The organism is Vreelandella lutescens, from assembly GCF_014640815.1.
GTDB classification, from domain to species: domain Bacteria; phylum Pseudomonadota; class Gammaproteobacteria; order Pseudomonadales; family Halomonadaceae; genus Vreelandella; species Vreelandella lutescens.
In genome coordinates, this window is sequence record NZ_BMHM01000002.1 from 534,357 (window position 1) to 558,924 (window position 24,568).

Below are 24,568 nucleotides of genomic sequence, written 5' to 3' on the forward strand. Positions count from 1 at the left end.
CCACCAGCAACGGCTTCTATCGCCTATCGTTTTCGCATACCAAAGCGCACACAAAAAAGCCCAGCAGTGGCCTGCTGGGCTTTTGCGACGCTAGCTTAAAGCATCTGAATGATGCTCTAGCGGTAGTAAGCGTTCGTCGTATCAGTATGGTCGGTCACGTCGCGGATACCTGCCAATTCAGGGATGCGATCCATCAGTGTTTTCTCTACGCCATCTTTGAGCGTTAGATCCACTGCTGCACACCCTTGGCAACCGCCGCCGAACGCTAGGATCGCCACCCGGTCTTCTGTCAGCTCAACGAGTTTGATCTCGCCACCGTGAGCCGCCAGTCCAGGGTTAATTTCGCTGTAAAGCGTATAGTTAATACGGTCTTCTAGCGGGCTATCCGCATTCACCTTGGGCATTTTGGCGTTAGGCGCTTTGATTGTCAGCTGCCCGCCCATGCGGTCTGCATTGAAATCAACAACGGCCTCTTCCAAGAACGCCAAGCTGTTTTTGTCGAGAAATACACCAATCTTCTCAAGCTCCAGCTTCACGTCGGTGGGCTCTTCTTCCCCAGGGCGGCAATAGGCTAAGCAGGTTTCTGCGTAGGGCGTGCCGGGCTGAGTGATGAAGATACGTACTGCGATGCCTTCAACGTTCTGCTTTTCCAGCAGTTCCGCTAAGTAGTCTTGTGCGCTGTCGGTAATGTTAATGCCGGGCGCTTCGATAGTCGTGGTCATAAGGGATGTTATCCTCCCGTGGTAGTGGCAAGGCCACATCACATGTCATTTGTGCCTATGGTAAGCAAAACCGCGTGCCGACACAATCCCGAGTGTTTTAGTCGGCTATTGCTCACGCCCATGAGTGCGGCTAATAAGGATGCTGCAATAACTTCACGCCCGCGTTTGCTGCCCTATGGGGCACCCTTTGGTATGATAGCCGCCGCTCACCTAATGACGACGACTATAAAAATATCCTTTTCGACTGAGACGCTGGAGATTTTCCCCTGCCATGGCCGCTAGTGATTTGACTGCATCCCTCACCCAACGCCTTGCCCAACGCATCCTGATTCTGGATGGCGGCATGGGTACCATGCTGCAGAATGCCCAGCTCAGCGAAGACGATTTTCGCGGTGAACGCTTTCGCGACTGGCCGTCTGATCTAAAAGGCAATAACGATCTGTTGGCGCTTACCTGCCCCGATGTAGTTGCGCGTATTCATCGCGACTACTTATTGGCAGGCGCAGATATCTTAGAAACCAACACGTTTAACAGCACCCGGTTATCGCAAGCTGATTATGGCATGGAAGATTTGGTGCCAGAACTCAACCGCGAATCAGCCCGGCTGGCGCGTGAAGTGTGTGATGCCGTCGCGGCAGAAACCGATACGCCACGCTATGTAGCCGGGGTACTCGGCCCCACGTCCCGCACAGCGTCTCTTTCCCCTGATGTGAACGACCCATCTAAACGCAACGTGACGTTTGATGAGCTGCGGGAAAACTACTACGAAGCCGCTAATGCGCTGATCGCAGGCGGTGCCGATCTCATCATGATCGAAACCATTTTCGACACACTCAATGCCAAAGCCGCTATCTATGCGCTTGAAGAGCTGTTTGATGATTTGGGCCGCCGCCTGCCGGTGATGATTTCTGGCACTATTACCGATGCCTCCGGCCGTACGCTATCCGGGCAAACAACGGAAGCCTTCTGGAACTCCGTGCGTCACGCTCAGCCGCTGTCGGTTGGCTTGAACTGTGCACTGGGCGCGGAAGAACTTCGCCCCTATCTAGAAGAGCTATCAACCAAAGCCGATACGTTTGTGTCTGCCCACCCCAATGCGGGCCTGCCTAATGAGTTCGGTGAGTACGACCAAACGCCCGAAGAGATGGCTGCTATTGTGGGTGAGTTTGCTCAAAGCGGCTTAGTCAACATTATTGGCGGCTGCTGTGGCTCGACACCTGAGCACATTCGCGCGATTGCTGATGCCGTACGCCCGATGGCACCGCGCAAGATACCGACACGCAGTAAGGCTTGCCGTTTGTCAGGGCTTGAGCCTTATAACATCGAAGCCGACTCCCTGTTTGTGAACGTGGGTGAGCGTACCAACGTGACTGGCTCCGCCCGCTTTAAGCGCTTAATCGTTGAAGAGGACTTCACCACCGCACTGGAAGTTGCCCTTGAGCAAGTCGAGAGCGGCGCACAGATTATCGACATCAACATGGACGAAGGCATGTTGGAGTCCAAGGAAGCCATGGTGCGCTTCCTGAACCTGATTGCGGGCGAGCCGGACATTGCCCGCGTGCCCATCATGATCGACTCTTCAAAATGGGACATCATCGAAGCGGGCCTGAAGTGCGTTCAAGGCAAGGCGGTCGTTAACTCAATCTCCCTTAAAGAAGGCGAAGCCGCCTTCCGCGAGCAGGCCACCAAATGCCGCCGCTTTGGTGCAGCCATTGTGGTGATGGCGTTTGATGAACAGGGTCAAGCAGACACCTTTGCCCGCAAAACCGAAATTTGTGAGCGGGCCTACCGCCTGCTGGTCGATGAAATTGGCTTTCCTGCAGAAGATATTATTTTCGACCCCAACATCTTTGCGATTGCGACCGGCATCGAAGAACACAATAACTACGCCGTCGACTTTATCGAAGCCACTCAGTGGATTCGCGAGCACCTACCCCACGCCATGATCTCGGGCGGTGTCTCCAACGTCTCGTTCTCGTTCCGGGGTAACAACCCGGTACGCGAAGCGATCCACTCGGTGTTCCTCTACCACGCGATTCGCGCCGGCCTCTCCATGGGTATTGTGAATGCCGGCCAGCTGGCGGTTTACGATGACCTGCCCGCCGAACTGCGCGATGCAGTGGAAGACGTGGTACTGAATCGTCGCGCTGACGGTACTGAACGTCTGCTGGACCTTGCCGACAAATACAAAGGCGATGGTAGCGGCCCTGCTAAAAAAGAAGATTTGGAGTGGCGCAGCTGGCCCGTCAACAAGCGTATTGAACACGCGCTGGTGAAAGGTGTGACTGCCTTTATCGAGGAAGATACCGAAGAGGCTCGTGCGCAGGCCGCGCGCCCCATTGAGGTGATCGAAGGCCCGCTCATGGACGGTATGAACGTGGTCGGCGACCTGTTTGGCGCGGGCAAAATGTTCCTGCCCCAGGTGGTCAAGTCGGCTCGCGTCATGAAGCAAGCGGTCGCTTACCTGATCCCTTATATTGAAGCGGAAAAAAGCGAAGACACCCAAGCCAAAGGCAAGATCGTCATGGCCACGGTGAAGGGTGATGTACACGACATCGGCAAAAATATCGTGGGCGTCGTGCTGCAGTGTAATAATTACGAAGTGATTGACCTGGGTGTGATGGTACCCACCGAGAAAATCCTCCAGGCCGCCATTGAGCACAATGCCGATATCATTGGTCTCTCTGGCCTGATTACGCCCTCGCTGGATGAAATGGTGCATGTGGCCAAAGAGATGCAGCGTCGTGGTATGAACCTACCGCTGCTGATTGGCGGTGCCACCACCTCAAAAGCGCACACGGCCGTGAAAATCGAGCCACAGTACGAGCACCCCGTTATTTACGTGACCGATGCTTCCCGTGCGGTCGGCGTGGCTGGCAAGCTGCTGGCACCCAATTTGAAACCTGCTTACGTGGCCGAAATTCGCGAAGAGTACGAAAAAGTGCGCGAGCGTAATGCCAAGCGTCGCCCAAAAGCGGCTGACCTGGATTACACCCAGGCGCGTAAACGCCGCTTCCGCACCGATTGGGCGAACCACACTCCTGCCAAACCCAACACCTTGGGGCTTATAGCCTTTGATGATTATGACTTGGAGGAGTTAGTCGAGCGTATCGACTGGACGCCCTTCTTCATGAGCTGGCAGCTTGCCGGTAAGTACCCCAAAATTCTCAACGATGACGTGGTCGGCGAAGCGGCCCAAAACCTGTTTGCCGATGCAAAAGTCATGTTGCGTAAACTGATTGATGAAAAGCGCGTGCAGGCACGGGGCGTGATTGGCTTCTGGCCCGCCAACAGCGTGGATGACGATATCATCGAAGTGTATGCCGATGAGAGCCGCACTGAGGTTGTCGAACGCTTACACCATATTCGTCAGCAAACCACCAAAGGCCGCGACGGCATCTGCTACAGCCTGGCCGACTTCATCGCTCCTAAAGAGAGCGGCAAGCCGGACTGGATTGGTGGCTTCGCCGTCACTACTGGCCACGGAGTTGACGAGCTTTCCAAAGCCTATGAGGCAGCGGGCGATGACTACAACGCCATCATGGTGCAAGCGCTGACCGACCGTTTGGCCGAAGCCTTTGCCGAGCGAATGCACGAGCGGGTACGTAAAGAGTTCTGGGGCTACGTACCCGAAGAAACGCTGGATAACGAAGCACTGATTGCAGAAAAGTACCAAGGTATTCGTCCGGCTCCGGGTTACCCCGCTTGCCCCGACCATACCGAAAAGGCAACGCTCTTCCGCTTGCTCAACGCGCCTGATAACACAGGCCTTACGCTGACAGAAAACTTTGCCATGTGGCCTGCAGCGGCCGTATCGGGTTGGTACTTTGCTCACCCCCAGTCGAAGTACTTCTCTACCGGCAAAATTACCCGCGACCAAGTTGAAGCGCTGGCCGAGCGTAAGCAGATGCCGTTGGCCGACATGGAGCGGTGGCTGTCGCCGGTACTCTCCTACGACCCTAGCTAATAGCCTCAGCGAATGTCACCGGTGGTACGTCGTCAGGGAAAGGTCATGCGCTTGGCCTTTCCCATTATGTTAGGCATGCTCTCTCAGAGCGTGCTTAACCTTATTGATGCTGCCTTGGTCGGTCATTTAGGCCAGGAGGCGCTGGCAGGCGTCGGCATCGGCGGCTACGCCATGTTCATGATGACGGCCCTGGTTTTTGGGCTCTCTTCTAGCGTGCAGTCGCAAACGGCGCATGCCTCTGGTGCCGAAACGGTCTGTATTACTCAGCCACTTCGGGCGGGCTTAACGATTGGTATCGCGTTAGCGCTACCTCTATCTTGCTTGGCCTGGTGGCAGGCCCCTGCGCTGATTCAGCTAATGGCATCCTCGGATGAGGTCACGCAGATCGCAATTGATTACTTTCGCTGGCGCGTGATTGCACTGACCATTATTGCGCTGACGCTGTGCTTGCGCGGCTACTGGAACGGGCGGCAGCACACTCATCTTTACCTGCGTATTATCGTTGCGGTGCATGCCGTGAATGTGCTGCTTAGCGCCGCGCTGATCTACGGATTTGCAGGTCTGCCTGCGTTAGGGGTGAATGGCGCTGCCATAGGGACTACCCTGTCGCTACTGCTTGGCTTCATCATTTGGACGGTGATCACCTGGCAGCAACGTTACCTGAGTGCGTATGTGTGGCCTTCATGGCAGAGCATAAAAGCAACGCTGATGCTTGCTGCTCCCCACTCGCTACAACAGCTCTGGTTTGCCGCAGGCTACGTGGTACTGTTTTGGTTACTCGGTAAGCTGGGTACGTCAAGTGTCGCCGTCGGTCATGTACTGGTGAACTTGTCCTTATTGCTCATTTTGCCCGGCGTGGGTGTGGGTGTTGCCGCCATGAGCCTGGTAGGCGAAGCGTTAGGCCGCGACGATCAGCAGGCGGCTCATCGCTGGGGTATTGACGCCTTAAGCGTTGCCGGTATGCTGCTGACGGTGTTGGCGCTCCCCATGTTCATTATGCCCGAGCTCATTTTAAGCATCTTTTTTACCGATGAAGCGCTGGTGCAATTAGGCAAACTTCCACTGCAAATCACGGGGTTGATGATTGTATTAGATGCCGCCGCATTAGTGTTGGCGCAGGCTTTAATGGGAGCCGGCGCGCAACGCACCGTTATGATGCTAACCCTGGGTATGCAGTGGCTGATCTTCTTGCCGCTGGCATGGTGGGTGGGGATCGGCATGGGCTACGGTTTGGTAGGTGTTTGGCTGGCACAGCTTATTTATCGACTATTGAACTCCAGTAGCTTCTTGTGGGTATGGCAACGCCGTCGTTGGTTAGCCCATGGCTTCAAATAGATGTCTGTAATAGCATTTAACGATAAAAAGATAATTATATATTCTTTTGTAGAATATGACGCCCGCGTTAAGGTGACGGCACATTACCGTCCGTCTCGACGTGACCATTTCGCTTTTAGCAGGATCGTGCCACATGTACCGTTATGATATTCACGACCAAACCCTGGTTGACGAGCGGGTTGCTCAGTTCCGCGACCAGATGGAACGCTACCAAGCAGGACGTTTGGGAGAAGAAGAGTTTCGCCCGCTGCGGCTTCAAAACGGCCTGTATATTCAAAAGCATGCCCCCATGCTACGCATTGCCATCCCCTACGGGATGCTAGCGGGCGCTCAACTGCGTGCACTGGCCGATATTACCCGCCGCTACGACCGCGGTTATGGCCACTTCACGACGCGCCAAAATCTACAGTTGAACTGGCCCGCGCTGGAAGACGTGCCGGATATTCTGGGCGAGCTGGCCAAAGTGCAAATGCACGCCATCCAAACCAGCGGCAACTGCATCCGTAATACCACCAGCGACCAGTTCGCGGGTATTGCCAACGATGAGGTGGAAGACCCACGCCCCTGGTGCGAGCTGATTCGTCAGTGGTCTACCCTACACCCTGAGTTCGCCTACCTGCCGCGCAAATTCAAAATTGCCGTCAGCGGTGCGGCACAGGATCGCGCGGCCATTCAGGTACACGACATCGGTTTACGTCTATGGCGTGACGATGAGGGCGAACTGCGTATTAAGGTGCTAGCCGGCGGTGGTCTTGGTCGTACGCCCATGATTGCGGATGTTGTCCGCGAAGACTTGCCCTGGCAGCACCTGCTGACCTACCTGGAAGCGTGCGTGCGGGTATATAACCAGTTTGGCCGCCGCGACAATAAGTTCAAAGCGCGTATTAAGATCTTGGTCAAAGCACTAGGCATTGAAGAGTTCCGCCGCCGCGTCGATGAAGAGTGGGCACATTTGAAAGATGGTCCGCAAACATTGAACCAGGCCGCCGTGGATGCGGCTAAGGTGCACTTCCCAGAGCCTGACCGCCGCCCAGTGGCTGCAAGTGCCACCGAAGATTTTGACAAGCTACGCAGCGAAAACCGCAGCTTTGCACGCTTTGTGACTAATAACGTCACCGACCACAAGGTGCCGGGTTATAAAGCAGTGACGCTGTCACTCAAGCGCCGCGAGCATGCGCCTGGAGACGTGACCGCTGACCAGATGGAAGCCGTCGCTAATTTGGCCGACCGCTACAGCTTTGGTGAAGTACGCGTCACTCACGAGCAGAACCTGGTGCTCTCGGATGTACCCGTAGATGAGCTGGAAGCGCTTTGGAAAGAGCTGGATGCGCTGGGTATGGCTAACCCCACCGTCGGCACGCTAAACGACATCATCTGCTGCCCAGGTGGTGACTATTGCGGCCTTGCCAATGCGGTCTCTATTCCGATTGCCCAGGCACTCCAAGAGCGTTTTGAAGACTTGGACTTCCTTTATGACCTAGGCCCGCTGGATCTTAATATCTCAGGCTGCATGAACGCCTGTGGTCATCACCACGTCGGCCATATCGGCATTTTGGGTGTCGATAAGAAAGGCGAAGAGTACTACCAGATCTCTATTGGCGGTAACTCCACCGATGATGCCTCGCTGGGCAAAATTCTGGGCCCCTCTTTCTTCCGTGAAGACGTCCCGGGCGTCGTTGAGAAGGTGCTGGAAGTCTATGTGGCCGAGCGCCATGAAGAGGAGCGCTTCCTCGATACCTATCGACGTATTGGCTTAAAACCCTTTAAGGAGCGTGTGTATGCCAAGTAACGACACCCAAGCCGATGCCGTTCAAGCTCCGGTTCATGTGGATCACTTGATTGAAAATGGCGACCTGGCCGCTGAAAATGCATGGTGCGTGTCTTACGATGCCGACACACTTCCCGAACAGCGTCCTGCGTTTGTTCCGCTGGCGCTGTGGCAGGCGAATCAAAACGACGCAGAACTCGCGCCTCTGCTCACCAGCGACACGGAGTTAACGTCAGAGCTAGGCAGCACACTGCAAGCAGCCGCTGCCATTGCCGTGGATTTCCCTGCGTTCACCGATGGCCGGGGGTATACCATTGCCCGCTTACTGCGTGAGCGTTATGGCTACCAAGGCGAAATTCGTGCCGTAGGCGATGTGCTCGTGGATCAGTTGGACTACATGCGCCGCTGCGGCTTCACCACCATGGCGCTGCGTGATGACCAACATCCTGAAGACGCCCTTCGCGCCCTCAATGCCTTCAGCGTTCGTTACCAAACTGACGTGGAAGAGCGTCAAGCGCTGTTTGAGAAGCGGCTAACCGCGAATCACTGAGCGTTTAGGTAGTGATATAAAAGCCGACAAAGGTACGCCTTTGTCGGCTTTTTAATGGATAGCGCTCTTCGCACTAAAGCTTTAGACGCAGATGGTTGGCCACTTCATCAATCAAAAAGTCAGGGACAGAGTGACGTTTAGCCAGTAATGTCCACTGCGCCACACTGGCGGTGATCTCATTCACGATGGTGTCGATTTTTTTGCGTGTAAATAGTGGGCTAAGCCGCTCAAGGGAGTAGATATCTTCCCGGACAAAATTGTCGCGTTTGCCATTCAGGCTCATCCAATGCTGGTTAACCCAAGGGCTACCCGGCTTGTAGCTATAGGCCAGATCATAGGCGGGCGCCAACTCCCAGACATCTCCTTTCAGCATGAAAGCAACGTTCTTGGCGTGATCATCGTGATTTCTAGCGACAATATTAAACACCATCCTACGCAACAGCTGCTCCGCGTCTCTCGCACTTAGCCGCAGTTGTCGTGCAACAGCAAATAACTCCGCGTATGAGAAAGATCCCGGCTGCTTATAATCAACGTGAGCAATTCCATTTAGCGTCTGCACATGCTGTTTATGGTTGCCGATACGGTCAAAACGTTGAGTAATAAAGTGACGACGATCACCTTCATTCAGCAACCGGCAAGGCATCATGTCGATACCGCACTCGGTTGCTAGTAAATGATAGACGTACTCCATGGCTCCATAGCCCAAAGGGTCACCAAAGGTCTCGCGATTTTTATTTTGGTCACTTACTCCATCAAATTTTATTAAATAATGGGTAAACCCCTCTGGAATATCGGTTTGGCCAGAACGTACTTGAGAAAAAGTGTCGTCACACGCTAGTACTGCTTTTGGACGCGCACCTCCTGCACTCATACCTACCGATAGCAGCGCCATCATTGCCTCACGATCCTCTTGCCCGTCTCTTGAAAGCTCTACTGAAAAGGATGAGCGGCTATCTAAAATATCCTGGGCGATACTCACGAGAGAGGCTATTTCTAGCTGAGATGACGCATTAAGGCTCTTTAGCTTTGTAGCAGGCGCATATTCAAGCGCCCCCATGCCTCTTTTGCCCGTATATTGTAAGCGTTGAAGAGGCGTTATATCACTTGGCTGCCCGCCGCGACTGGCCACCCAGGCATTGAGCACTGCGTTACCAAAATCATCCGGCAGCGAGTCTGCGATTAAGCCAGGCAAGCCTCTGAACGTTGCAGTGCTTAATTCAGGAAAGGCGTAAATGCGGTTAGCCAACGGCATTTTAAGGGGCGAGAGCTCAATCCCTTTTTTGATAAACGCAGAGTCGTATTCGAAAGCGCCCTCACCTCGCTGAGAGTCAAAGCTCACGGCCCCCACTAGCTGTCCTTGATAGTTAACTTTGACAACTTCCATTACCATTCAGCGGGACCCTCATCACTATTATGCTTACGCTGCCCAGAGGCACGTTGTCGTTGTCTGCCTTGTAGTTTGGCAAGTTGAATGGGTGAGACAGCCGCTGGGGGCAAAAAGAGGTCTAACTGCGAGGTGAGCCCCAACACCTGCATAATCGCCAACAGTGCCTCTAGTTGGACTTGCCCTTTTTCGGCATTTATCACGATTTTACGAGACACACCTGCCTGCAGAGCGACCTCAGTTTGTGTCAAATCACTGTTAAGTCTTGCTTGTTTCAGCCGCTGGCCAAGCTCTTCGGCGATAGCTGCAGGCGTGGCATCACTCATCCACATAAAGTACCTTTTTAAGCACCTAAAAGATTATTTTAGCGCTATTGCCCGAATAATGGCACTTTATGGGCATTGATTGATAAAGTGCAAAAAAAGGGACATAACGCTTAAAAATATGTGTAATGTTCCAAATATAGCACTTTATGGACTTATCAACCACGCCGTTTCTGCTGGCGTTCTCGGTTATTGGCTTTGGCGCGATCGCTTTTACGCAGCATTACCCACGTTGCTCCTAACCCTCCTTCAGAAGGCTGGGCCGATACATAGGCCTGCACTTCATCGAATTGCATCAGCCATTTAGCCATATAAGAGCGCAGCACGTTGGCGGGGCTATCGAGCTCCCGCCCTCTTCCGTGCACGATTAATACCGAACGCAGATCATGGGCGTAGGCTTCGTGAATAAAAGGAAACAGCATCCTGCGGCATTCGGCGAGTGGCCGTCTTAATAAATGCAGCTGCGCCTGCACGCTGTAACCGCCGTGCTTTAATTTATCGACCACACCTTGTTGAATCCCTTCACGACGAAACTCAATCGGATCAAATGGGGGGAGCAGGTCAACAAAGTCGTCAGATAAAAAGTTACGCTCATCTAAGCGCTCCGCAGCGCTTTCACGTCTGGCTAGCTGGGCCTCTGAGGGCCGCTGACGTTGGGGGCCTGTATCTGCACGGTTACGCTGGGGAAGAGGCTTCACATCGCCCACCAGCGCGCGGAAGTCCATCTCATCACGAAGTGTCTGGCTCATAACAGGCTCCTCCGATAGGGTCTAATGCCCAGTCTATTACCTAGGCGACAATGCTTATCGTAGCAAAATCACCGACGCTGCTTAAGACTTGTCTTGTGGTTAACAGTTCTGCACCCTACAACGTCACTGTTTGCGTAGGATATTGGCATGATTTGGTTAAAGCGGTTAGTGATTGGCTCACTCTTGTGCCTGGCGGGATTGGCCGTATGGCTATGGCTGACCATGTTGAGCCCGTGGTTCTATGATCGCCCAGAGGAGCTACCCGCTATTGAGCAGCGCACGCATCAAGTATTTGTCTATGGCACGCTGCGTTACCTGCCCGTACGCTGGGTGGTAATGGGTTCTTCCGGCTCGCCTGAGCCAGCGCGCCTTCATGGGTTTGAGCGCCAAGGGTTGGATCTTACTGCGAGCACAGGCAAATATGTTGATGGCTTGCTACTCACAGTGACACCAGAAGCACTGGCACGGTTGGACCGCTATGAGCAGTTGGGCATTCGCTATGAGCGCGTCAAACAGACTCTCGCCGACGGCAGCTCTGCCTGGGTCTATATGCGCCTTCCCATGGTAGGGCAGTTAAACATCCCCTCTCCTGCCCAAGGAGTAGCTCTGTTAACATACGATTAGTTTTTAATGACCGTGAAGCGCTACACACGGTTGTCATCCCTACTGCTTAGGACACGCCATGAGTGAAGTCACGCCGTACGTACTAATTCTGTATTACTCCCGTTCAGGAGCCACTGCAGACATGGCACGCCAACTAGCTGCTGGCGTTGAGAGCATCCCAGGCATTGAAGCACGTTTGCGCACTGTACCTGGCGTATCGCCGACCTGCGAGGCAGTCGACCCTGAGATTCCTGAGGAAGGCGCGGTGTATGCCGATCTGGACGATTTACGCCACTGCAGCGCCCTTGCTGTAGGCAGCCCCACTCGCTTTGGTAATATGGCCGCGCCGCTGAAGTACTTTCTCGATACGACCAGCAGCCTATGGATGAATGGGGCGTTAATCGATAAACCTGCCTGTGCGTTCACCTCCACGTCCAGCCTGCATGGCGGTCAAGAAAGTACGCTACTCACCATGTTAGTACCGCTTCTCCACCACGGCATGGTGTATGCAGGCATTCCCTACAGCGAAACTGAACTGCTGAGCACGCAGCACGGCGGTACACCTTACGGTGCCAGCCATGTAGCCGGTGCTCGCAGCGACCGGCCGGTGGATGAACATGAACGCGCCCTGTGTCAGGCACAAGGAAAACGGTTAGCAAGATTGGCGCTTGCACTCCATCACATGCGTCAAGGAGAGAAATAATGAGGCAATGGCTAGAAGGGCTTGAAGATAAGCATGGCCTTGATCAGCTGACCCGGCTAACGCGACAACTGGTCATTGGTAGCTTTATTGTTCTGCTGCTACTGGTGATTTATCGCGGCTTTTTTATTCAAGGAGAAACCTTTAACTGGCGACCGGTCGTTGCCTTTGTACTGCCACTCATACTGTTCTTACCGTCTATCATTGGCCAGCGAGCACGCGGGCATGCATGGCTTGCCTTTGTCAGTCTGCTCTACTTTACGCAAGGCGTTATGCTCGCCACATTACCGGGGCAAGGCATGCGTGGCGTGCTAGAAGCCGTTGTATCGCTAATACTGTTTACAGGCTGTATGGGCTATGCGCGCTTTCGCAGCCGTCAGCAGCGTCTCAATGGCTAACGTTGACTAATAAAACCACAGCCAGCCACTAATCCCTGCCGCGATCAGCAGCGCGCCAATCGCATAGCGCTTGTGCGCACGAGAAACGGCAGGTTTCTCATCGGCTGGCGCGTTTGTGAAGCGTTTCACGCCCGTCAGCATCGCGGGTACTAAGCGCTCCCCCTGCAGGGTATGCCACACCAAACCTGCTAGATGTAGGCCAATCAAGATCAATAACAGGTCGCTGTTCAACGAGTGTAGCCTTGGCATTACATCGCCCAATGCTGGGCCAAATAGCCCGTAAAGCGGTGCCTGAAAGAAAATGTCATCACTAAGAAATAGCCCACTAAGCGCTTGAAATCCCAATGACAATAGCAACAAAACAACCATCCATCCGCCGAGCGGATTGTGGCTTGCATAGCGCGGCGCGCGGCGCATTACCAGCGCCTTGGCATAGTGCGCGGTCGTTTTGGGGCCATAGAGAAAGCTACTAAAACGAGCGTAGGTGGTGCCTACTAACCCCCAGATAAATCGAAAAACCAGCAGGCCAATAATGATATAGCCGGCCTGTGCATGCACCTCAATGGGGAATAAAAACGGGGCTCCCGTGGTTTTAGTGGTGTAAAAGGAGATCACCACCGCTGCCAACAAGGACCAGTGAAACAAGCGGATCAACCTATCCCATACAGCTATGCGTGTAGTGCGACTCTGCATCAAGCTATCCTCTATCGTCATACTGGTAGAGTTTCTCATTTATTGCTGTTTTCTCATAGAAGGATTCCGCACGCCTGCCAACGCTTTCACAATATGACGATCGTTTGAACTGACACACCGAACAACACTTGAGCTTTATCGGTAGACCAGCGAACATGACCATAATGCAACTTATAACTGCAAGGGAGCTTCATCGATGACACGTAATATTGCCGACGTCAGGCGTGACTATGAGGGCGGGCGTTTAGACGAGGCGCAAACCCCAGACAACCCGTTTGTGATGTTTGATGAGTGGTTTAGCCTAGCGCTTGAAAACGAAGGTAAAGATGGCAATGCCATGACGCTTGCCACAGTGGATAGCCAGGGTCGCCCCCACGCACGGGTTGTACTTCTCAAGGGGTTTGATGAAAAGGGCATGGTGTTTTTCACCAACTACCATAGCCATAAAGGTAGCGAATTAAACAATGTTCCTTTTGCGGCGCTCACGTTCTGGTGGCCATCGCTATCGCGTCAAGTACGTATCGAAGGTCGCGTCGAGCAAGTCTCCGCTGAAGAGTCGGATGAGTACTTTAGCAGCCGCCCCCGTGGCAGCCAGTTAGGCGCTTGGATTGCGACTCAAAGTGTAGTGATTCCTGACCGCAACTGGATTGAAGAGCGGCAAAAACGCTTTGAGCAAGCCTATGAGGGCCAGGATATTCCACGCCCTATTCACTGGGGTGGCTACCGGGTAAATCCGGAAATGATCGAGTTTTGGCAGGGTCAGCCCAGCCGCCTGCACGACCGACTGCGCTATGAGCGTCGCGACGGTGGTGAATGGAGCCGTTTCCGCCTAGCGCCTTAGCCCCCTTTCGCCGCTTTGCCTACACGCAAAAGCCTGCTGACATTTGTCAGCAGGCTTTTTTATCAGCAACGCGTTAATCGGGTTGGCTCTCCAAGCGGTGGCGCTGCCATTCGCTATCGGGCTCGTTTAAGCGCAACACCGCGTCAATCACCTGCTCTTCCATATTGTAACGACAACGGAAGCCAAGATGCTTCATGAGTGCTCGCATGGGGTGATTATCCACCATGATTTTACCGATCATCTCTAGCGTGCCAATGCTGGTGCAGTAGTCGATCATCTTCTTCATCAGCAGGCTGCCAATCCCAAGCCCCTGCAAATCATCACGAATAATAATGGAAAACTCGGTACGAATGTTATCCGGGTCGTTCCACACCCGCACGACCCCTAACATCTCCTTACTGCCGTCATCATGCTGATGCTCGGCGATAAAGGCCATTTGGCGGTCATAGTTAATATGCGACAGGATAGAGAGATCCCGTTGAGTAAGGTTTGATTTGTTATGGAAGTAGCGAAAACGAATGCTCTCTTCCGATAGCTGTCGATGAAAGGTGGTAATGAGCGGCGCATCCTCGGCACGAATCGGCCGCACTTCCACTTGCCAGCCATTTTTCAACGTGACCCACCCTCGCAGCTCTTCTGGGTAAGGCATAATCGCAAAACGGGCTGGATGACCTAAATCCATCGCAAAATCGACGGCCAGCATGCCATCGCGATTCAGCAGCAACGGGTTAAGTTCAAGGCCACGCAAGTCGGTTAAGTCAGAAGCCATTTGCGATAGCTTTACGAGTAACTGGCAAAGGTGCTGAATATCCCGTTCAGGGTCAGCTGAGTGTTCACGAATCAAGGATGCCGCGTGAGTGCGGCCTACCACATCGGATGCAAGGCTCATATTTAGCGGCGGCAGCGCGACCTGTCGATCCGCTAGTACGTTCACCTTATACCCACCAATTCCAAACACAATTAAAGGCCCAAACACTGGGTCCCGCGTGATGCCGGCACAGATCTGCATAGAGTGCTTACCGCGCTGCATAGGCTGTAAGCAGTATTCGTGAATGGCATGTTCAGGAAACTTCTCTTGCACCTTATCGCCCAGTCGCCGAACGCCGTCGGCGACCTGCTCTGGCGTTTCCAGGTCCTGCAGTAACCCGGCAGAAATTTTATGCGGGTGCTTGCGGTAGCGGTATGGTCGACAGTTACCCTCGTGAACGACCTTTAACGCTTTGGGCCCAGCAAAGCGCTCTGCCACGACTAGGGCCTCTTCTGGGGAGTGGACATAGACGCTAGTGGCGGTAGGAATACCGTAAGCTTCCAGCACCTGGGCGGTTTCAGAGTGAGTAAGCGTCTGGCGACCCTGCTCTTTTGCCTGTTTGATCAGCGCCCTGCACTCTGCGCGTATTTCCGGGCTGGTGGAGAATGGCAGACTGGGCGGGATTTCATGCAGCAGCGCCTGAACGCGTTGATAGTCCACCATATGCATAAACGCCTTAACGGCTTTTTCAGGCGAGGTGTAGGTAGGAATACCGGCAATATTGCAAACATGACGGGCGTTGAGCGCCTCTTTCAACCCCATCCAGCTGGTCAATAAATTACGTTTAAACGTTTTACGCTGATCAATCAGAGCCTGGGCGGTTATCTGAGAAGGTGCTAAACGCGTGGGCGCGTGAACGACCAGTACGGCATCGACATTAGGGTCAGCGGTGACGATTTGCAGCGCTTCCACAAAGCGTTCAGGCGTTGCGTTACCGCCTAAATCGACAGGGTTTTCCCCCGGCTTGCTCATATCAACCTGGCTTTTATGCAGCGCCATTTGGGTTTCTTGGTTGAATTCAGCGAGCTTACCGCCGGCACTGATCAGCTTATCGATGGCTAGCATGGCAGGCCCAAGGCCGTTAGACACAATCGCCAAACGGTCGCCGCGTAGTGGCTTCATGCGTGACAGCGTCTCAAGCGCATCGAGCATCTCGTCGGAGTCGTTTACCCGGACAACACCCGCCCGCGCAAAGGCGGCATCAAACACCACATCGCGGTTGGCAATGCCCGGCGTGGGTGGCATGCCAGAAATATCCGACTGCGGCGTGCGCCCGCTTTTAATGGCCACCACCAATCGGTTCCGAGACGCATCCCGCACAGACGTCATGAAGTGCTGGGCGTCGGTGACTCGTTCAAGATGCAGTAGGATGGCCTGAGCCGGGGAAAACTGATTCACATAGTCAATCAAATCGGGCAGCAGCACATCGACGCTGTCGCCCACGGTAATCAAATGCGAGAAGCCGACATCACGGCCTGCCGCCCAATCGATCATCGCGTTGGCCAACATGCCTGACTGGCCTAAATACGCCACCTTGCCTGCCTTAACCGGCTGACTGGCATAAGAAGCGTTGAGCTTTTTACCGGGAACAATCAACCCCATACACTCCGGCCCAAGCACACGAATGCCTGATTCCAGAGCGGCTTGTAACATGCGCTGCCGAATAGAGCCTTTATTCCCCTCATCGCGGTCCAGGTAAGCTCCGCCAGAGAGCACCAACGCAGCTTTCACGCCGAATTTCCCCAGCTTCTTGATGAGCTTTGGCACACCATCAATAGGAGAGCAGACGACGGCTAGGTCTGGTACTTCAGGCAGTTCTTCCACCGTGCGCACGCAGTCAACACCAAAGACCGTCTCGTAGCCCCTCAGGTTAACGGCCCAGAGCTTGCCTCTAAAACCGCCCTCTTGAAGATTGCCCAATACCAAACCACCCAGAGACTCGGGCTTTTCAGAGGCACCGAACACTGCAACCGAGCGAGGTTCAAAAAAATGATGCAGAAAGCGTGTGCTCACGGATGCGTCTCCCCTGAAGTGAATGACTACTGTGTACGACTTATTGACACTGTCGCGCAAGCCCCCGTGGCGATTAAGGTGGCTTTAACGTTACCGGAGCGCTTGCATGATCACTGCCTACCTTACCCACCCCCACTGCGCATTGCACCACATGGGGCCAGAACATCCTGAAAGTCCACTGCGGCTAGAGGCGATCCGTGCGCGCCTATCTCTTTCTGGGCTATTGCAGCAAACCATGCAGGCCGATGCTAAAGAGGCTTGCGATGAAGCACTGGCCCGTGTGCATCCGCTTCGCCACCTAAATGCACTGGAGAAATGTCTGCCTTCAGAGGGTATCGTGACGCTGGATAGCGACACAATGATGAATCCAGACAGCCTAAAAGCCGCCAGAGTGGCCGCCGGCGCAGTGGTTCGCGGTGTGGATCAGGTGTTTAAGCGCCAAGCGGACAACGTATTTTGCGCGGTGCGGCCGCCAGGACATCACGCGGAAGCCTCGGATGCGATGGGGTTTTGCTTTTATAACAACATTGCCGTAGGCGCGGCTCATGCCAGAGCGAAATATGGCGCTAAACGCATTGCCATCCTCGATTTTGATGTGCACCAGTGTAACGGCACCATCGATATCTTTAAGAACGACCCCGACGTACTGATTTGCACCAGCTTTCAATACCCTTTTTACCCTTGGCGCTACTTGCGTAGCGAATGGCAAAATGTCGTCAACACCCCACTCGAAGTAGGCACTGCGAGCCAAGAGTATCGCCGCGTGATTGAACGCCAATGGTTGCCCGCGCTACACGCGTTTAAACCCGATTTGGTAATGCTATCGGCAGGCTTTGATGCGCATAAAGATGACCCCATGGGCGATATCTGTTTGGAAGATGAGGACTTCTACTGGGTGACACATCTAGCCATGGAAATTGCGGCGCTTTATGCGGAAAACCGCGTGGTGTCTGTATTGGAAGGCGGCTATAACCCCACGTCACTTGCCAGCGGGGCTGAGGCACATATAAAAGCACTGCTCGGCCTACCTTTTACCAATACACCCTAGCGCCACCTGCGGATGGGCAGCTGTGATACTATGCGGCTTCCATGTTGCCCTCCATTTTTACGTGACCGTTATGACCGCCACTTCTGAAGAGCACGCAGCGCTGCGCATCGCGTCAGGGCGTAAACCCTTTGTTGAGCCTCTCCGTCTGGGTGAACGGCTCAAACAGATTCGTTTGGCCAATCAGTGGACCCTGGAAGATGTGAGCCAACGCACGGGCATTGCTCGCTCTACGCTCTCCAAAATAGAGAACGATCAGGTCTCCCCGACGTTTAGCGTGGTACAGAAACTGATTAGCGGTCTCAATATCGACCTGCCCCAACTCTTTACGCCACCCAAACGCGAACGCTACACCATGGGTCGGCGCGATCTCACACGCAAAGGGAAAGGTCAGCTGCACCCTACTCCTACCTACGAGCATGAGTTACTAGGCCATCAGCTCGCGCAAAAACGCATGATTCCGTTTAAAACCATCGTGAGAGCGCGCAGTTTTGAAGAGTATCACCAGTGGGTGCGTCACGATGGTGAGGAGTTTTTGATGGTGCTGCACGGCGACATCATGCTTTACACAGAATTCTATGCCCCCCTAGTGCTAGCCGAAGGAGACAGCATCTACTTTGATAGCGACATGGGCCATGCCCTAGTCTCTACTAGCCAAGAGGATGCTGTCGTGCTGTCGGTGTGTACCCGGGGTGATTTGGTTTAGCGCCAAGTCTGCTCACTACAAGCAGTTTGTGGGTTTCGGCAAACCCGCAATGCGAGCCAAACGTTTTGGCGGGCTGCCAGGAAATAGGCTCATCAGATAGACCGAGCGCCCTTTTTCATCGCCTAAAGCCTGCTTAGTGGCTTTGACTAGTGGCCGCATCGCGGGGGCCATCTCATAACGAGCATAGAAGTCCCGCACCACGCGAATGAGCTCCCAGTGCTCCTCTGTAAGTGTTAGCCCTTCATCTTCAGCTAACAACTCAGCCACGCCTTCGTTCCAGTTCGCCTGCTCTACCAAATACCCTTCGGGGTCGAGTAGAATTTTTTCGCCAGAAGCAAGATAACGGTATAAACTTTCATCGCTCATTGATTAGTACCAGGACAGAATCTTAGTATGCTGCGCGGTCAGCTCGACAAAGCCTTCCATATCCACCAGCGTTGCGTGCCCATTGAGGGCGGCTGCACTCAAGCCACGAGAAGCGGCATCCTCTTTCAGCACGCACACATTCACGTCAGTTGCCGCATTCCAGCCTTGCCAATCAGCATGCAGTAGCGCCTGTACGGCATCTTCAATCAGCAAAATGCTATCGCCCTTCGCAAGGGTAGAGAGCATCTGCGTGGCCGCTTCGCTGTGCGGGGGCTTATTCAGGATATGTAACATGTCACTGCCCGTTTAAAAGTTCATGACGTAGGAATGACGCTGCACCAGTTCAGGTAGCGTATCGTTGGCCACCACCGTCACCCCATCCACTAGCTGGGTCACTTGCAAGTTCAAGGCATCCAGCGTGCTCTGAGGCACCAACAGTTGGTCGATATCATACATTTCCAGCATGTCAATGGTCGGTAGCGTCGCCTTCTGACCTGGCGCACCGGCTACCTGCTCTTTGAGAAGCGCCAGCACTCCCTGGCCAAGAAACAATAAGCTCACCGTCTGGCCAAAAGCCGCAGCGACAAGCGCTACATCCAGCCCTTCCCTCAAGGCATTGGAGCTATAGGGAGCATGCCGAATAATCACTAGCCGCTCATGTTCATGACTCATTAGCGTCTCTCCCTAGGCAAACGTGATCATACGGTCGCAGCGCTGCTCAAGCGTTAGCAGCTGCCCTAACCCGGTCAACTCAAATGGCGCATCCAGATTAAAGTGCACTTGGCCATGGCGTTTTGCCTCAGCGTCACTCATCACGCCACGGCGAAGCGCCGCCGCAATGCACACATCCAGCGTAACGCCATGCTCTTGATGCAACGCTATCCAAGCATCGCGCATGTTGAGCTCATCCTGGGGAGGCGTCATTAGCATGGAAGCATTATGAATCCCTTCTTGATAGAAAAATACGCCCGCTACCTGATGGCCTCTGCTGATAACCGCCTTAGCAAAGCGCAGCGCCGAATGAGGTGCCGCACTTGTATAGGGGGCACCCATGACTAATAAGCCGTACTCCATTGCGTTGTCTCGTGCCAATTCAACGAAAAAAAACAGACCCTACCGAGTAGGGTCTGTCATTGATATCACTTCGATCAAGTGATCGCGTTCGTACTACCCAATCAATCGTTGCTCATAATGCCCAAAATAGACAGCAGGCTGACGAACAGATTGTAGATAGACACGTACAGCGTCACGGTAGCGAGAATGTAGTTGGTCTCGCCAGCGCGGTGCACAATCTCGCTGGTTTGGTACAGAATCGCGGCAGACGCAAACAGCACAAAGCCCGCGGAGACCATCAGCGACAGCGCTGGGATGTTGAAGAAGATACCGGCGACCATGGCCAAAATCAGCACGATGGCGCCCGCCATCAGGAAATTGCTGAGGAAGCTGAAATCTTTTTTAGTGGTCAACGCTACCGCAGAGAGGCCGATGAACGTCAGGCCGGTCATGGCGAGCGCATTCATAATAAGCGCACCGCCGTTAGGCAGCGTTAGGTACGCAGAGATGATTGGCCCAAGGGTGAATCCCATGAAGCCTGTAAAGGCAAAAGTAGCTAGCAGACCCGCCGCAGAATTAGCTGTTTTGTGGACCAAGAACATCAGGCCGTAGGCACCGATTAAGAACACAAAAATATTCAGCTGTTGGACGCCCATCGCCACAGAAGCGCCAGCGGTAACAGCGGAAAACAACAACGTCATTGCCAGCAGTGCGTAGGTATTACGCAAAACCTTGTTGGCACTAACGCTACCTACCGCGCTGTGGGTTTGCGTTCTTGCCATGTTCGAATCGTTAAAAGCCATGTATCTATGCTCCCTAATAGTCGTACTAACAACGGACAAGCATGCCGTTACCTAGTTCCAGACGCAAGTCTTTGTCTTCCACGCTAAGCGTATGCTTTTGTCGCTCTCCTTTCGGTAAGGTTGACTATGCTTTAACACCCACACCGATTTGGACACAACAATGCGCTATAAAATCCCTACCTCACTTCCAACAACGGGTATTTTTGCACTTTCTACCATGGCCCTTTCCACGCTCCTCCTTTCTACAACGGCTTACGGCTTTACCCCAAGCGGCGAAGACATCATTTACGATGTCAATGGCAAACGCTTTGAGGGCTATTTCGTCTCCGCTGGAGAAAACGCCAAAGGGAGTGTGCTCATTGTGCACGACTGGGACGGCGTAGATGACTACGAACGCCAGCGCGCCGACATGCTGGCAGAACAAGGCTACGATGCCTTTGCAGTCGATCTTTTTGGTGAAGGCAACCGCCCCCAGGCAACCGAAGATAAACAGGCCGCTACCCGAGCGCTTTATGAAGATCGTGAACGCATGCGCGAGCTTACCCTGGCAGGTTTGGCTAAGGCCAGAGAAGCAGGAGCTGACACCAATACGGTAATTATGGGGTACTGTTTTGGTGGCGCGGTGGCGTTAGAAATAGCGCGCTCTGGTGAAGCAAGCGATGTAGCGGCATACACCAGTTTCCATGGCGGGCTAGACACCCCCGAAGGCCAAGCCTACGCAAGCGATACGCCCCCCATTTTTATCGCTCATGGCGGAGCCGATGATGCGGTGAGTCTGGAAGACGTTGCGACGCTGGCAGGCGAGCTGGAAGCCGCCGGGGTTACCTATGAAGTGGGCATCTACTCCGGCGCCCCGCACGCGTTTAGCGTGTTTGGCAGCGAGCGCTATCACCAGCGGGCCGATGAACAGTCGTGGGCAACGTTTCATCAATGGCTAGAAGAGATGCTCTAAGTGCCATAAAAAACAGGGGTAGCCGCGGCTACCCCTGTTTTACAATGATCAGCTTACAGCGAAGGTGCTTGGCTATCGTCTTCTTCATCTTCTTTGTGCGGGGGCGTGACGGTAGCAGCCACTTGGCGAGCGTCCTGCGCATTATAAAGACGTGCATCAATCACATTAAGCACCGCTAGCTGCGCAAACAGTACCGCGAAACAGATAATTAAACCTTTCAACATGGTGGTAACCCTTGATAAGGCGAAAAGCTCGCCTGAATTCATCGAATAGTAGCTCAGCGCAAAAAGAAAGCAACGGGCCACAGAAAATAAACTCACGGCCTATGGATGCCCTGGCTAGCGCTCAGTTACTTCTTCTCTATTTCTTCTCTATTTATTCGTTAGGCAAACTCTTCTGTGTCGATATCTGCCTGCTGTGCTTCGTTATAACGAGCTCCGGCGATATCGCCTGGCAGCATCATTTTATTGAGTTGCACTAACGCTGCTTCGCTCAACAGCACCTGCTCTGAGGATAGGTTTTCCTGCATATGGCTAACGGAGCGCGACCCAGGAATGGGAATGACATGGTCACCCTGCGCTTTCACCCAAGCCAGCGCCAGCTGGGCAGGCGTCATCTCCAAATCGTTCGCCATCGCAGTGAAATTCGCCAACACCGTTAGGTTATGGGTCAGATTATCGCCATTAAAGCGCGGCATCCCGGCGCGCATATCGCCTTCCGCATAAGCGGTATGGGCGTGAATAGCGCCAGAGAGAAACCCGCGACCCAGCGGGCTGAAAGCCACAAGCGCGGTACCCAGCTCTTTGCACGCTTGGCTAAGGGCAATCTCGGGGTTACGCGTCCACAGCGAGTACTCTGACTGCACCGCCGCTACCGGGTACTCAGCGTGTGCCTTGCGTAGCGTGTCAGCGGAGATTTCTGATAAGCCCACAGCCCGCAGCTTGCCCTCTTCCACCAACCGGCCCAATGCCCCCACACTCTCTTCAATGGGTACTTGGCGATCCATCCGGTGCAGATAGTAGAGATCCAAATGATCCGTGTTTAGGCGAGTCAGACTCTCTTCGCACTGACGGCGAAGCGTCTCAGGGCGACCATCGATGACTCGCTTACCGCTCACAGGGTCCATGGCCATACCGCACTTGCTAGCCAGCAGCAGCTCACGGCGTTTAGAGGCGAGCGCTTTTCCCAACAGGCGTTCATTAGCCGTGCCGCCGTAAAGCGTGGCGGTATCAAAATGGCGATAGCCCATCTCAAAGGCGTCGTTCAGCGCTCTTATACCCTCCTCTTCCGGCACATACTGGCCGTAGCCGTGAGAAAGGTTCATACAGCCAAGCCCGATACGTGGCGATGCGACTTCCTTCAAACGTTCATAAAACCCAGACATGTGAAAACCTCAACAAGGGTGATTCATTAGAATGCTATCGCCTGCGCGTTATGTGTAGGCGCTGCATGAGGCACCTGGGCGTCTAGCCAGGCTGGCAACCGGTGTTCAAGATAGTAGCGCGGCCGCCAAGGGCTACCTTCTATAAACCCTACGTGCCCGCCGCTGGGAAAGAGCTCCAGGGCAACACAGTCCGGTAAGGCTGCCGCCTTGGGCACGCTATGCGGGTAGATAAACGGATCGTCTTGCGCGTGCACGATCAGCGTAGGCACCTGAATGGCCGAGACAAAATAAGCGCTGCTGCTGCGCTGGTAATACTCATCAGCGCTTGCGAAACCATGCAAAGGGGCCGTCACTCGACCATCAAAATCCCAAAACGTCTTCATGCCTTCTAGCGTTTCAAGGGACATGAGCCGCGCCAGCTCATCGGTGCGACCCTGCTGGCGAAATGCATGCTGCTTAGATTCCACGTAATGGCGCAGAGCACGCAGAAAGCGCGCTTGATACACCTTGGAGAACCCCTGACCAATCCGATCCGCACAGTGGTCCAAACGAAACGGCACTGAGACGGCCACCGCCGCACGCAAAGGGCACTGGCTGCCCGTCTCACCTAAATACTTTAAGAGTACGTTGCCACCGAGTGAGTAACCCACGGCCACCAGCGGCTTACCGGGATAGCGCGCCACCAGTTGCGTCACAATATCGGCCAAGTCTTCACTGGCGCCGGAGTGATAACCTCGGGCACGGTGGTTAGGCTCACCGGAACACCCCCGCCAATTCACCGCCACACTCTGCCAACCCTGCGCGGCCAGCGCCTTTTGCTGGCCCAAAATATACAGCGATGACGAGCTACCCGTTAAACCATGAAGCAGAATGGCGCAGCGGGTCTGTTCGCCTTGCGGGCCGTACCAATCCAGATCAATAAAATCGCCATCTTGCAGCGTCAAGCGCTCGCGTTGGCGCTGCAGCCTGGGTTTAGCGCGGAATAACGGGCTGTAAAGGGTCTGCAAATGCCCGCCGGGCAGCCAGCGCGTGGGGCGAAAGAGGGAGTGAAGCGAACTCATACCATTGCGTACCCGCTAAGAAAACCGCTGGATAGCTTAGCAAACTTTTAACAAAACGCAGTGGCCGCGCCGAATGGCTTTCTCGTTACGCCTCAATTCCCGCTACTCTTGGACATCCACCTTGCGCAGGTCATCAATGCCCACTCCCTCGGGCAAGTCCTCCGGTTGGGCAGGCAGCCACACTGGGGAAAGGTCGCTATCTTCACGGCCGTTTTTATGGGTATGCCCAGGAATGCGATACACCACTCGCTCGTGCTTGTGATCCCACGCGTAAATTCTATCCATGTTTTCTCCTTGGTTTGCACTTCGTGATGAGCACTGTTCGCCTTGAGTCTAGACCAACG

At 54.1% G+C, this 24,568-nt stretch carries 26 protein-coding genes; 11 read left to right on the plus strand and 15 right to left on the minus strand.

What is annotated here, in order from left to right:
- Positions 1-116 precede the first annotated feature (116 nt).
- A complete protein-coding gene (gene nfuA, locus IEW65_RS06830) occupies positions 117-722 on the minus strand; it encodes a Fe-S biogenesis protein NfuA (RefSeq protein WP_054645091.1) in 606 nt (201 codons plus the stop codon).
- Positions 723-993: 271 nt separating this feature from the next.
- Here nfuA and metH point away from each other — a divergent pair, with 271 nt between their 5' ends.
- The 4 genes from metH to IEW65_RS06850 all read left to right on the plus strand — a co-directional run bounded on the left by metH (position 994) and on the right by IEW65_RS06850 (position 8,342).
- Entirely contained in the window at positions 994-4,689 is a 3,696-nt protein-coding gene (metH, locus tag IEW65_RS06835) for a methionine synthase (protein ID WP_188638729.1), read from the plus strand.
- 12 nt (positions 4,690-4,701) lie between these two features.
- A complete protein-coding gene (locus IEW65_RS06840) occupies positions 4,702-6,024 on the plus strand; it encodes an MATE family efflux transporter (protein ID WP_188638730.1) in 1,323 nt (440 codons plus the stop codon).
- Positions 6,025-6,157: 133 nt separating this feature from the next.
- Entirely contained in the window at positions 6,158-7,813 is a 1,656-nt protein-coding gene (locus IEW65_RS06845; RefSeq protein WP_188638731.1) for a nitrite/sulfite reductase, read from the plus strand.
- Positions 7,803-8,342 (plus strand): DUF934 domain-containing protein, encoded by a 540-nt coding sequence (locus tag IEW65_RS06850; protein WP_188638732.1) that lies wholly within the window; start codon positions 7,803-7,805, stop codon positions 8,340-8,342. The genes IEW65_RS06845 and IEW65_RS06850 overlap by 11 nt, the downstream gene beginning before the upstream one ends.
- 73 nt (positions 8,343-8,415) lie before the next feature.
- Here IEW65_RS06850 and IEW65_RS06855 read toward each other — a convergent pair whose 3' ends face one another.
- From IEW65_RS06855 to smrA, 3 genes are all read right to left on the minus strand, one after another.
- The gene (locus tag IEW65_RS06855) at positions 8,416-9,732 is read right to left on the minus strand and encodes a type II toxin-antitoxin system HipA family toxin (protein ID WP_188638733.1); all 1,317 of its coding nucleotides are present in this window, start codon (positions 9,730-9,732) and stop codon (positions 8,416-8,418) included.
- On the minus strand, positions 9,726-10,052 hold the full coding sequence (locus IEW65_RS06860; RefSeq protein ID WP_188638734.1) for a helix-turn-helix transcriptional regulator: 327 nt from the start codon (positions 10,050-10,052) through the stop codon (positions 9,726-9,728). The genes IEW65_RS06855 and IEW65_RS06860 overlap by 7 nt, the downstream gene beginning before the upstream one ends.
- A gap of 155 nt (positions 10,053-10,207) precedes the next feature.
- Positions 10,208-10,798, minus strand: coding sequence for a DNA endonuclease SmrA (gene smrA / locus IEW65_RS06865; protein ID WP_188638735.1), 591 nt, complete (start codon positions 10,796-10,798; stop codon positions 10,208-10,210).
- 147 nt (positions 10,799-10,945) lie between these two features.
- On the opposite strand from smrA, the gene IEW65_RS06870 reads away from it, so the two are divergent.
- From IEW65_RS06870 to IEW65_RS06880, 3 genes are read left to right on the plus strand one after another with little or no spacing between them, the layout of a single operon-like run.
- Entirely contained in the window at positions 10,946-11,422 is a 477-nt protein-coding gene (locus IEW65_RS06870; RefSeq protein WP_188638736.1) for a gamma-glutamylcyclotransferase family protein, read from the plus strand.
- A 58-nt stretch (positions 11,423-11,480) separates the two neighbouring features.
- The gene (wrbA, locus tag IEW65_RS06875) at positions 11,481-12,104 is read left to right on the plus strand and encodes an NAD(P)H:quinone oxidoreductase (RefSeq protein WP_188638737.1); all 624 of its coding nucleotides are present in this window, start codon (positions 11,481-11,483) and stop codon (positions 12,102-12,104) included.
- Positions 12,104-12,499, plus strand: coding sequence for a DUF2069 domain-containing protein (locus IEW65_RS06880; RefSeq protein ID WP_188638738.1), 396 nt, complete (start codon positions 12,104-12,106; stop codon positions 12,497-12,499). Before wrbA ends, IEW65_RS06880 begins: the two co-directional genes overlap by 1 nt.
- Before the next feature lie 6 nt (positions 12,500-12,505).
- Here the strand turns inward: IEW65_RS06880 and IEW65_RS06885 are convergent, their stop codons facing one another.
- Positions 12,506-13,231, minus strand: coding sequence for a cytochrome b/b6 domain-containing protein (locus IEW65_RS06885; RefSeq protein WP_308421450.1), 726 nt, complete (start codon positions 13,229-13,231; stop codon positions 12,506-12,508).
- A 157-nt stretch (positions 13,232-13,388) separates the two neighbouring features.
- Here IEW65_RS06885 and pdxH point away from each other — a divergent pair, with 157 nt between their 5' ends.
- Positions 13,389-14,033 carry a pyridoxamine 5'-phosphate oxidase gene (pdxH, locus tag IEW65_RS06890; protein ID WP_188638740.1) on the plus strand — a complete coding sequence of 215 codons (645 nt, stop codon included), beginning with the start codon at positions 13,389-13,391 and terminating at the stop codon, positions 14,031-14,033.
- A gap of 73 nt (positions 14,034-14,106) precedes the next feature.
- Here the strand turns inward: pdxH and IEW65_RS06895 are convergent, their stop codons facing one another.
- Positions 14,107-16,854 (minus strand): bifunctional acetate--CoA ligase family protein/GNAT family N-acetyltransferase, encoded by a 2,748-nt coding sequence (locus IEW65_RS06895; protein ID WP_188638741.1) that lies wholly within the window; start codon positions 16,852-16,854, stop codon positions 14,107-14,109.
- Positions 16,855-16,960: 106 nt separating this feature from the next.
- Here IEW65_RS06895 and IEW65_RS06900 point away from each other — a divergent pair, with 106 nt between their 5' ends.
- Both IEW65_RS06900 and IEW65_RS06905 read left to right on the plus strand, forming a co-directional pair.
- Positions 16,961-17,902 carry a histone deacetylase family protein gene (locus IEW65_RS06900; RefSeq protein ID WP_188638742.1) on the plus strand — a complete coding sequence of 314 codons (942 nt, stop codon included), beginning with the start codon at positions 16,961-16,963 and terminating at the stop codon, positions 17,900-17,902.
- Positions 17,903-17,972: 70 nt separating this feature from the next.
- Positions 17,973-18,605: a helix-turn-helix domain-containing protein gene (locus IEW65_RS06905; RefSeq protein WP_188638743.1), complete on the plus strand. Its 633-nt coding sequence runs from the start codon at positions 17,973-17,975 to the stop codon at positions 18,603-18,605.
- A gap of 15 nt (positions 18,606-18,620) precedes the next feature.
- Here IEW65_RS06905 and IEW65_RS06910 read toward each other — a convergent pair whose 3' ends face one another.
- The 5 genes from IEW65_RS06910 to IEW65_RS06930 form a co-directional block, all read right to left on the minus strand.
- Positions 18,621-18,971: a TusE/DsrC/DsvC family sulfur relay protein gene (locus tag IEW65_RS06910; protein WP_188638744.1), complete on the minus strand. Its 351-nt coding sequence runs from the start codon at positions 18,969-18,971 to the stop codon at positions 18,621-18,623.
- 3 nt (positions 18,972-18,974) lie between these two features.
- Positions 18,975-19,265 (minus strand): sulfurtransferase complex subunit TusB, encoded by a 291-nt coding sequence (tusB, locus tag IEW65_RS06915; RefSeq protein WP_188638745.1) that lies wholly within the window; start codon positions 19,263-19,265, stop codon positions 18,975-18,977.
- A gap of 12 nt (positions 19,266-19,277) precedes the next feature.
- A complete protein-coding gene (locus tag IEW65_RS06920; protein ID WP_188638746.1) occupies positions 19,278-19,643 on the minus strand; it encodes a DsrE family protein in 366 nt (121 codons plus the stop codon).
- A 12-nt stretch (positions 19,644-19,655) separates the two neighbouring features.
- Positions 19,656-20,045 carry a sulfurtransferase complex subunit TusD gene (gene tusD, locus IEW65_RS06925; RefSeq protein WP_188638747.1) on the minus strand — a complete coding sequence of 130 codons (390 nt, stop codon included), beginning with the start codon at positions 20,043-20,045 and terminating at the stop codon, positions 19,656-19,658.
- 101 nt (positions 20,046-20,146) lie between these two features.
- Entirely contained in the window at positions 20,147-20,827 is a 681-nt protein-coding gene (locus IEW65_RS06930) for a Bax inhibitor-1/YccA family protein (RefSeq protein ID WP_188638748.1), read from the minus strand.
- A gap of 160 nt (positions 20,828-20,987) precedes the next feature.
- Here IEW65_RS06930 and IEW65_RS06935 point away from each other — a divergent pair, with 160 nt between their 5' ends.
- On the plus strand, positions 20,988-21,779 hold the full coding sequence (locus tag IEW65_RS06935) for a dienelactone hydrolase family protein (RefSeq protein WP_188638749.1): 792 nt from the start codon (positions 20,988-20,990) through the stop codon (positions 21,777-21,779).
- Positions 21,780-21,832: 53 nt separating this feature from the next.
- Here IEW65_RS06935 and IEW65_RS06940 read toward each other — a convergent pair whose 3' ends face one another.
- From IEW65_RS06940 to IEW65_RS06955, 4 genes are all read right to left on the minus strand, one after another.
- Positions 21,833-22,003, minus strand: a complete 171-nt coding sequence (locus IEW65_RS06940) for a hypothetical protein (RefSeq protein WP_188638750.1) — start codon at positions 22,001-22,003, stop codon at positions 21,833-21,835.
- Between the two features lie 158 nt (positions 22,004-22,161).
- Positions 22,162-23,163, minus strand: a complete 1,002-nt coding sequence (locus IEW65_RS06945; RefSeq protein WP_188638751.1) for an aldo/keto reductase — start codon at positions 23,161-23,163, stop codon at positions 22,162-22,164.
- Between the two features lie 26 nt (positions 23,164-23,189).
- Positions 23,190-24,224, minus strand: coding sequence for a hydrolase (locus IEW65_RS06950; RefSeq protein WP_188638752.1), 1,035 nt, complete (start codon positions 24,222-24,224; stop codon positions 23,190-23,192).
- Positions 24,225-24,326: 102 nt separating this feature from the next.
- Entirely contained in the window at positions 24,327-24,509 is a 183-nt protein-coding gene (locus IEW65_RS06955) for a hypothetical protein (RefSeq protein WP_188638753.1), read from the minus strand.
- Positions 24,510-24,568 lie beyond the last annotated feature (59 nt).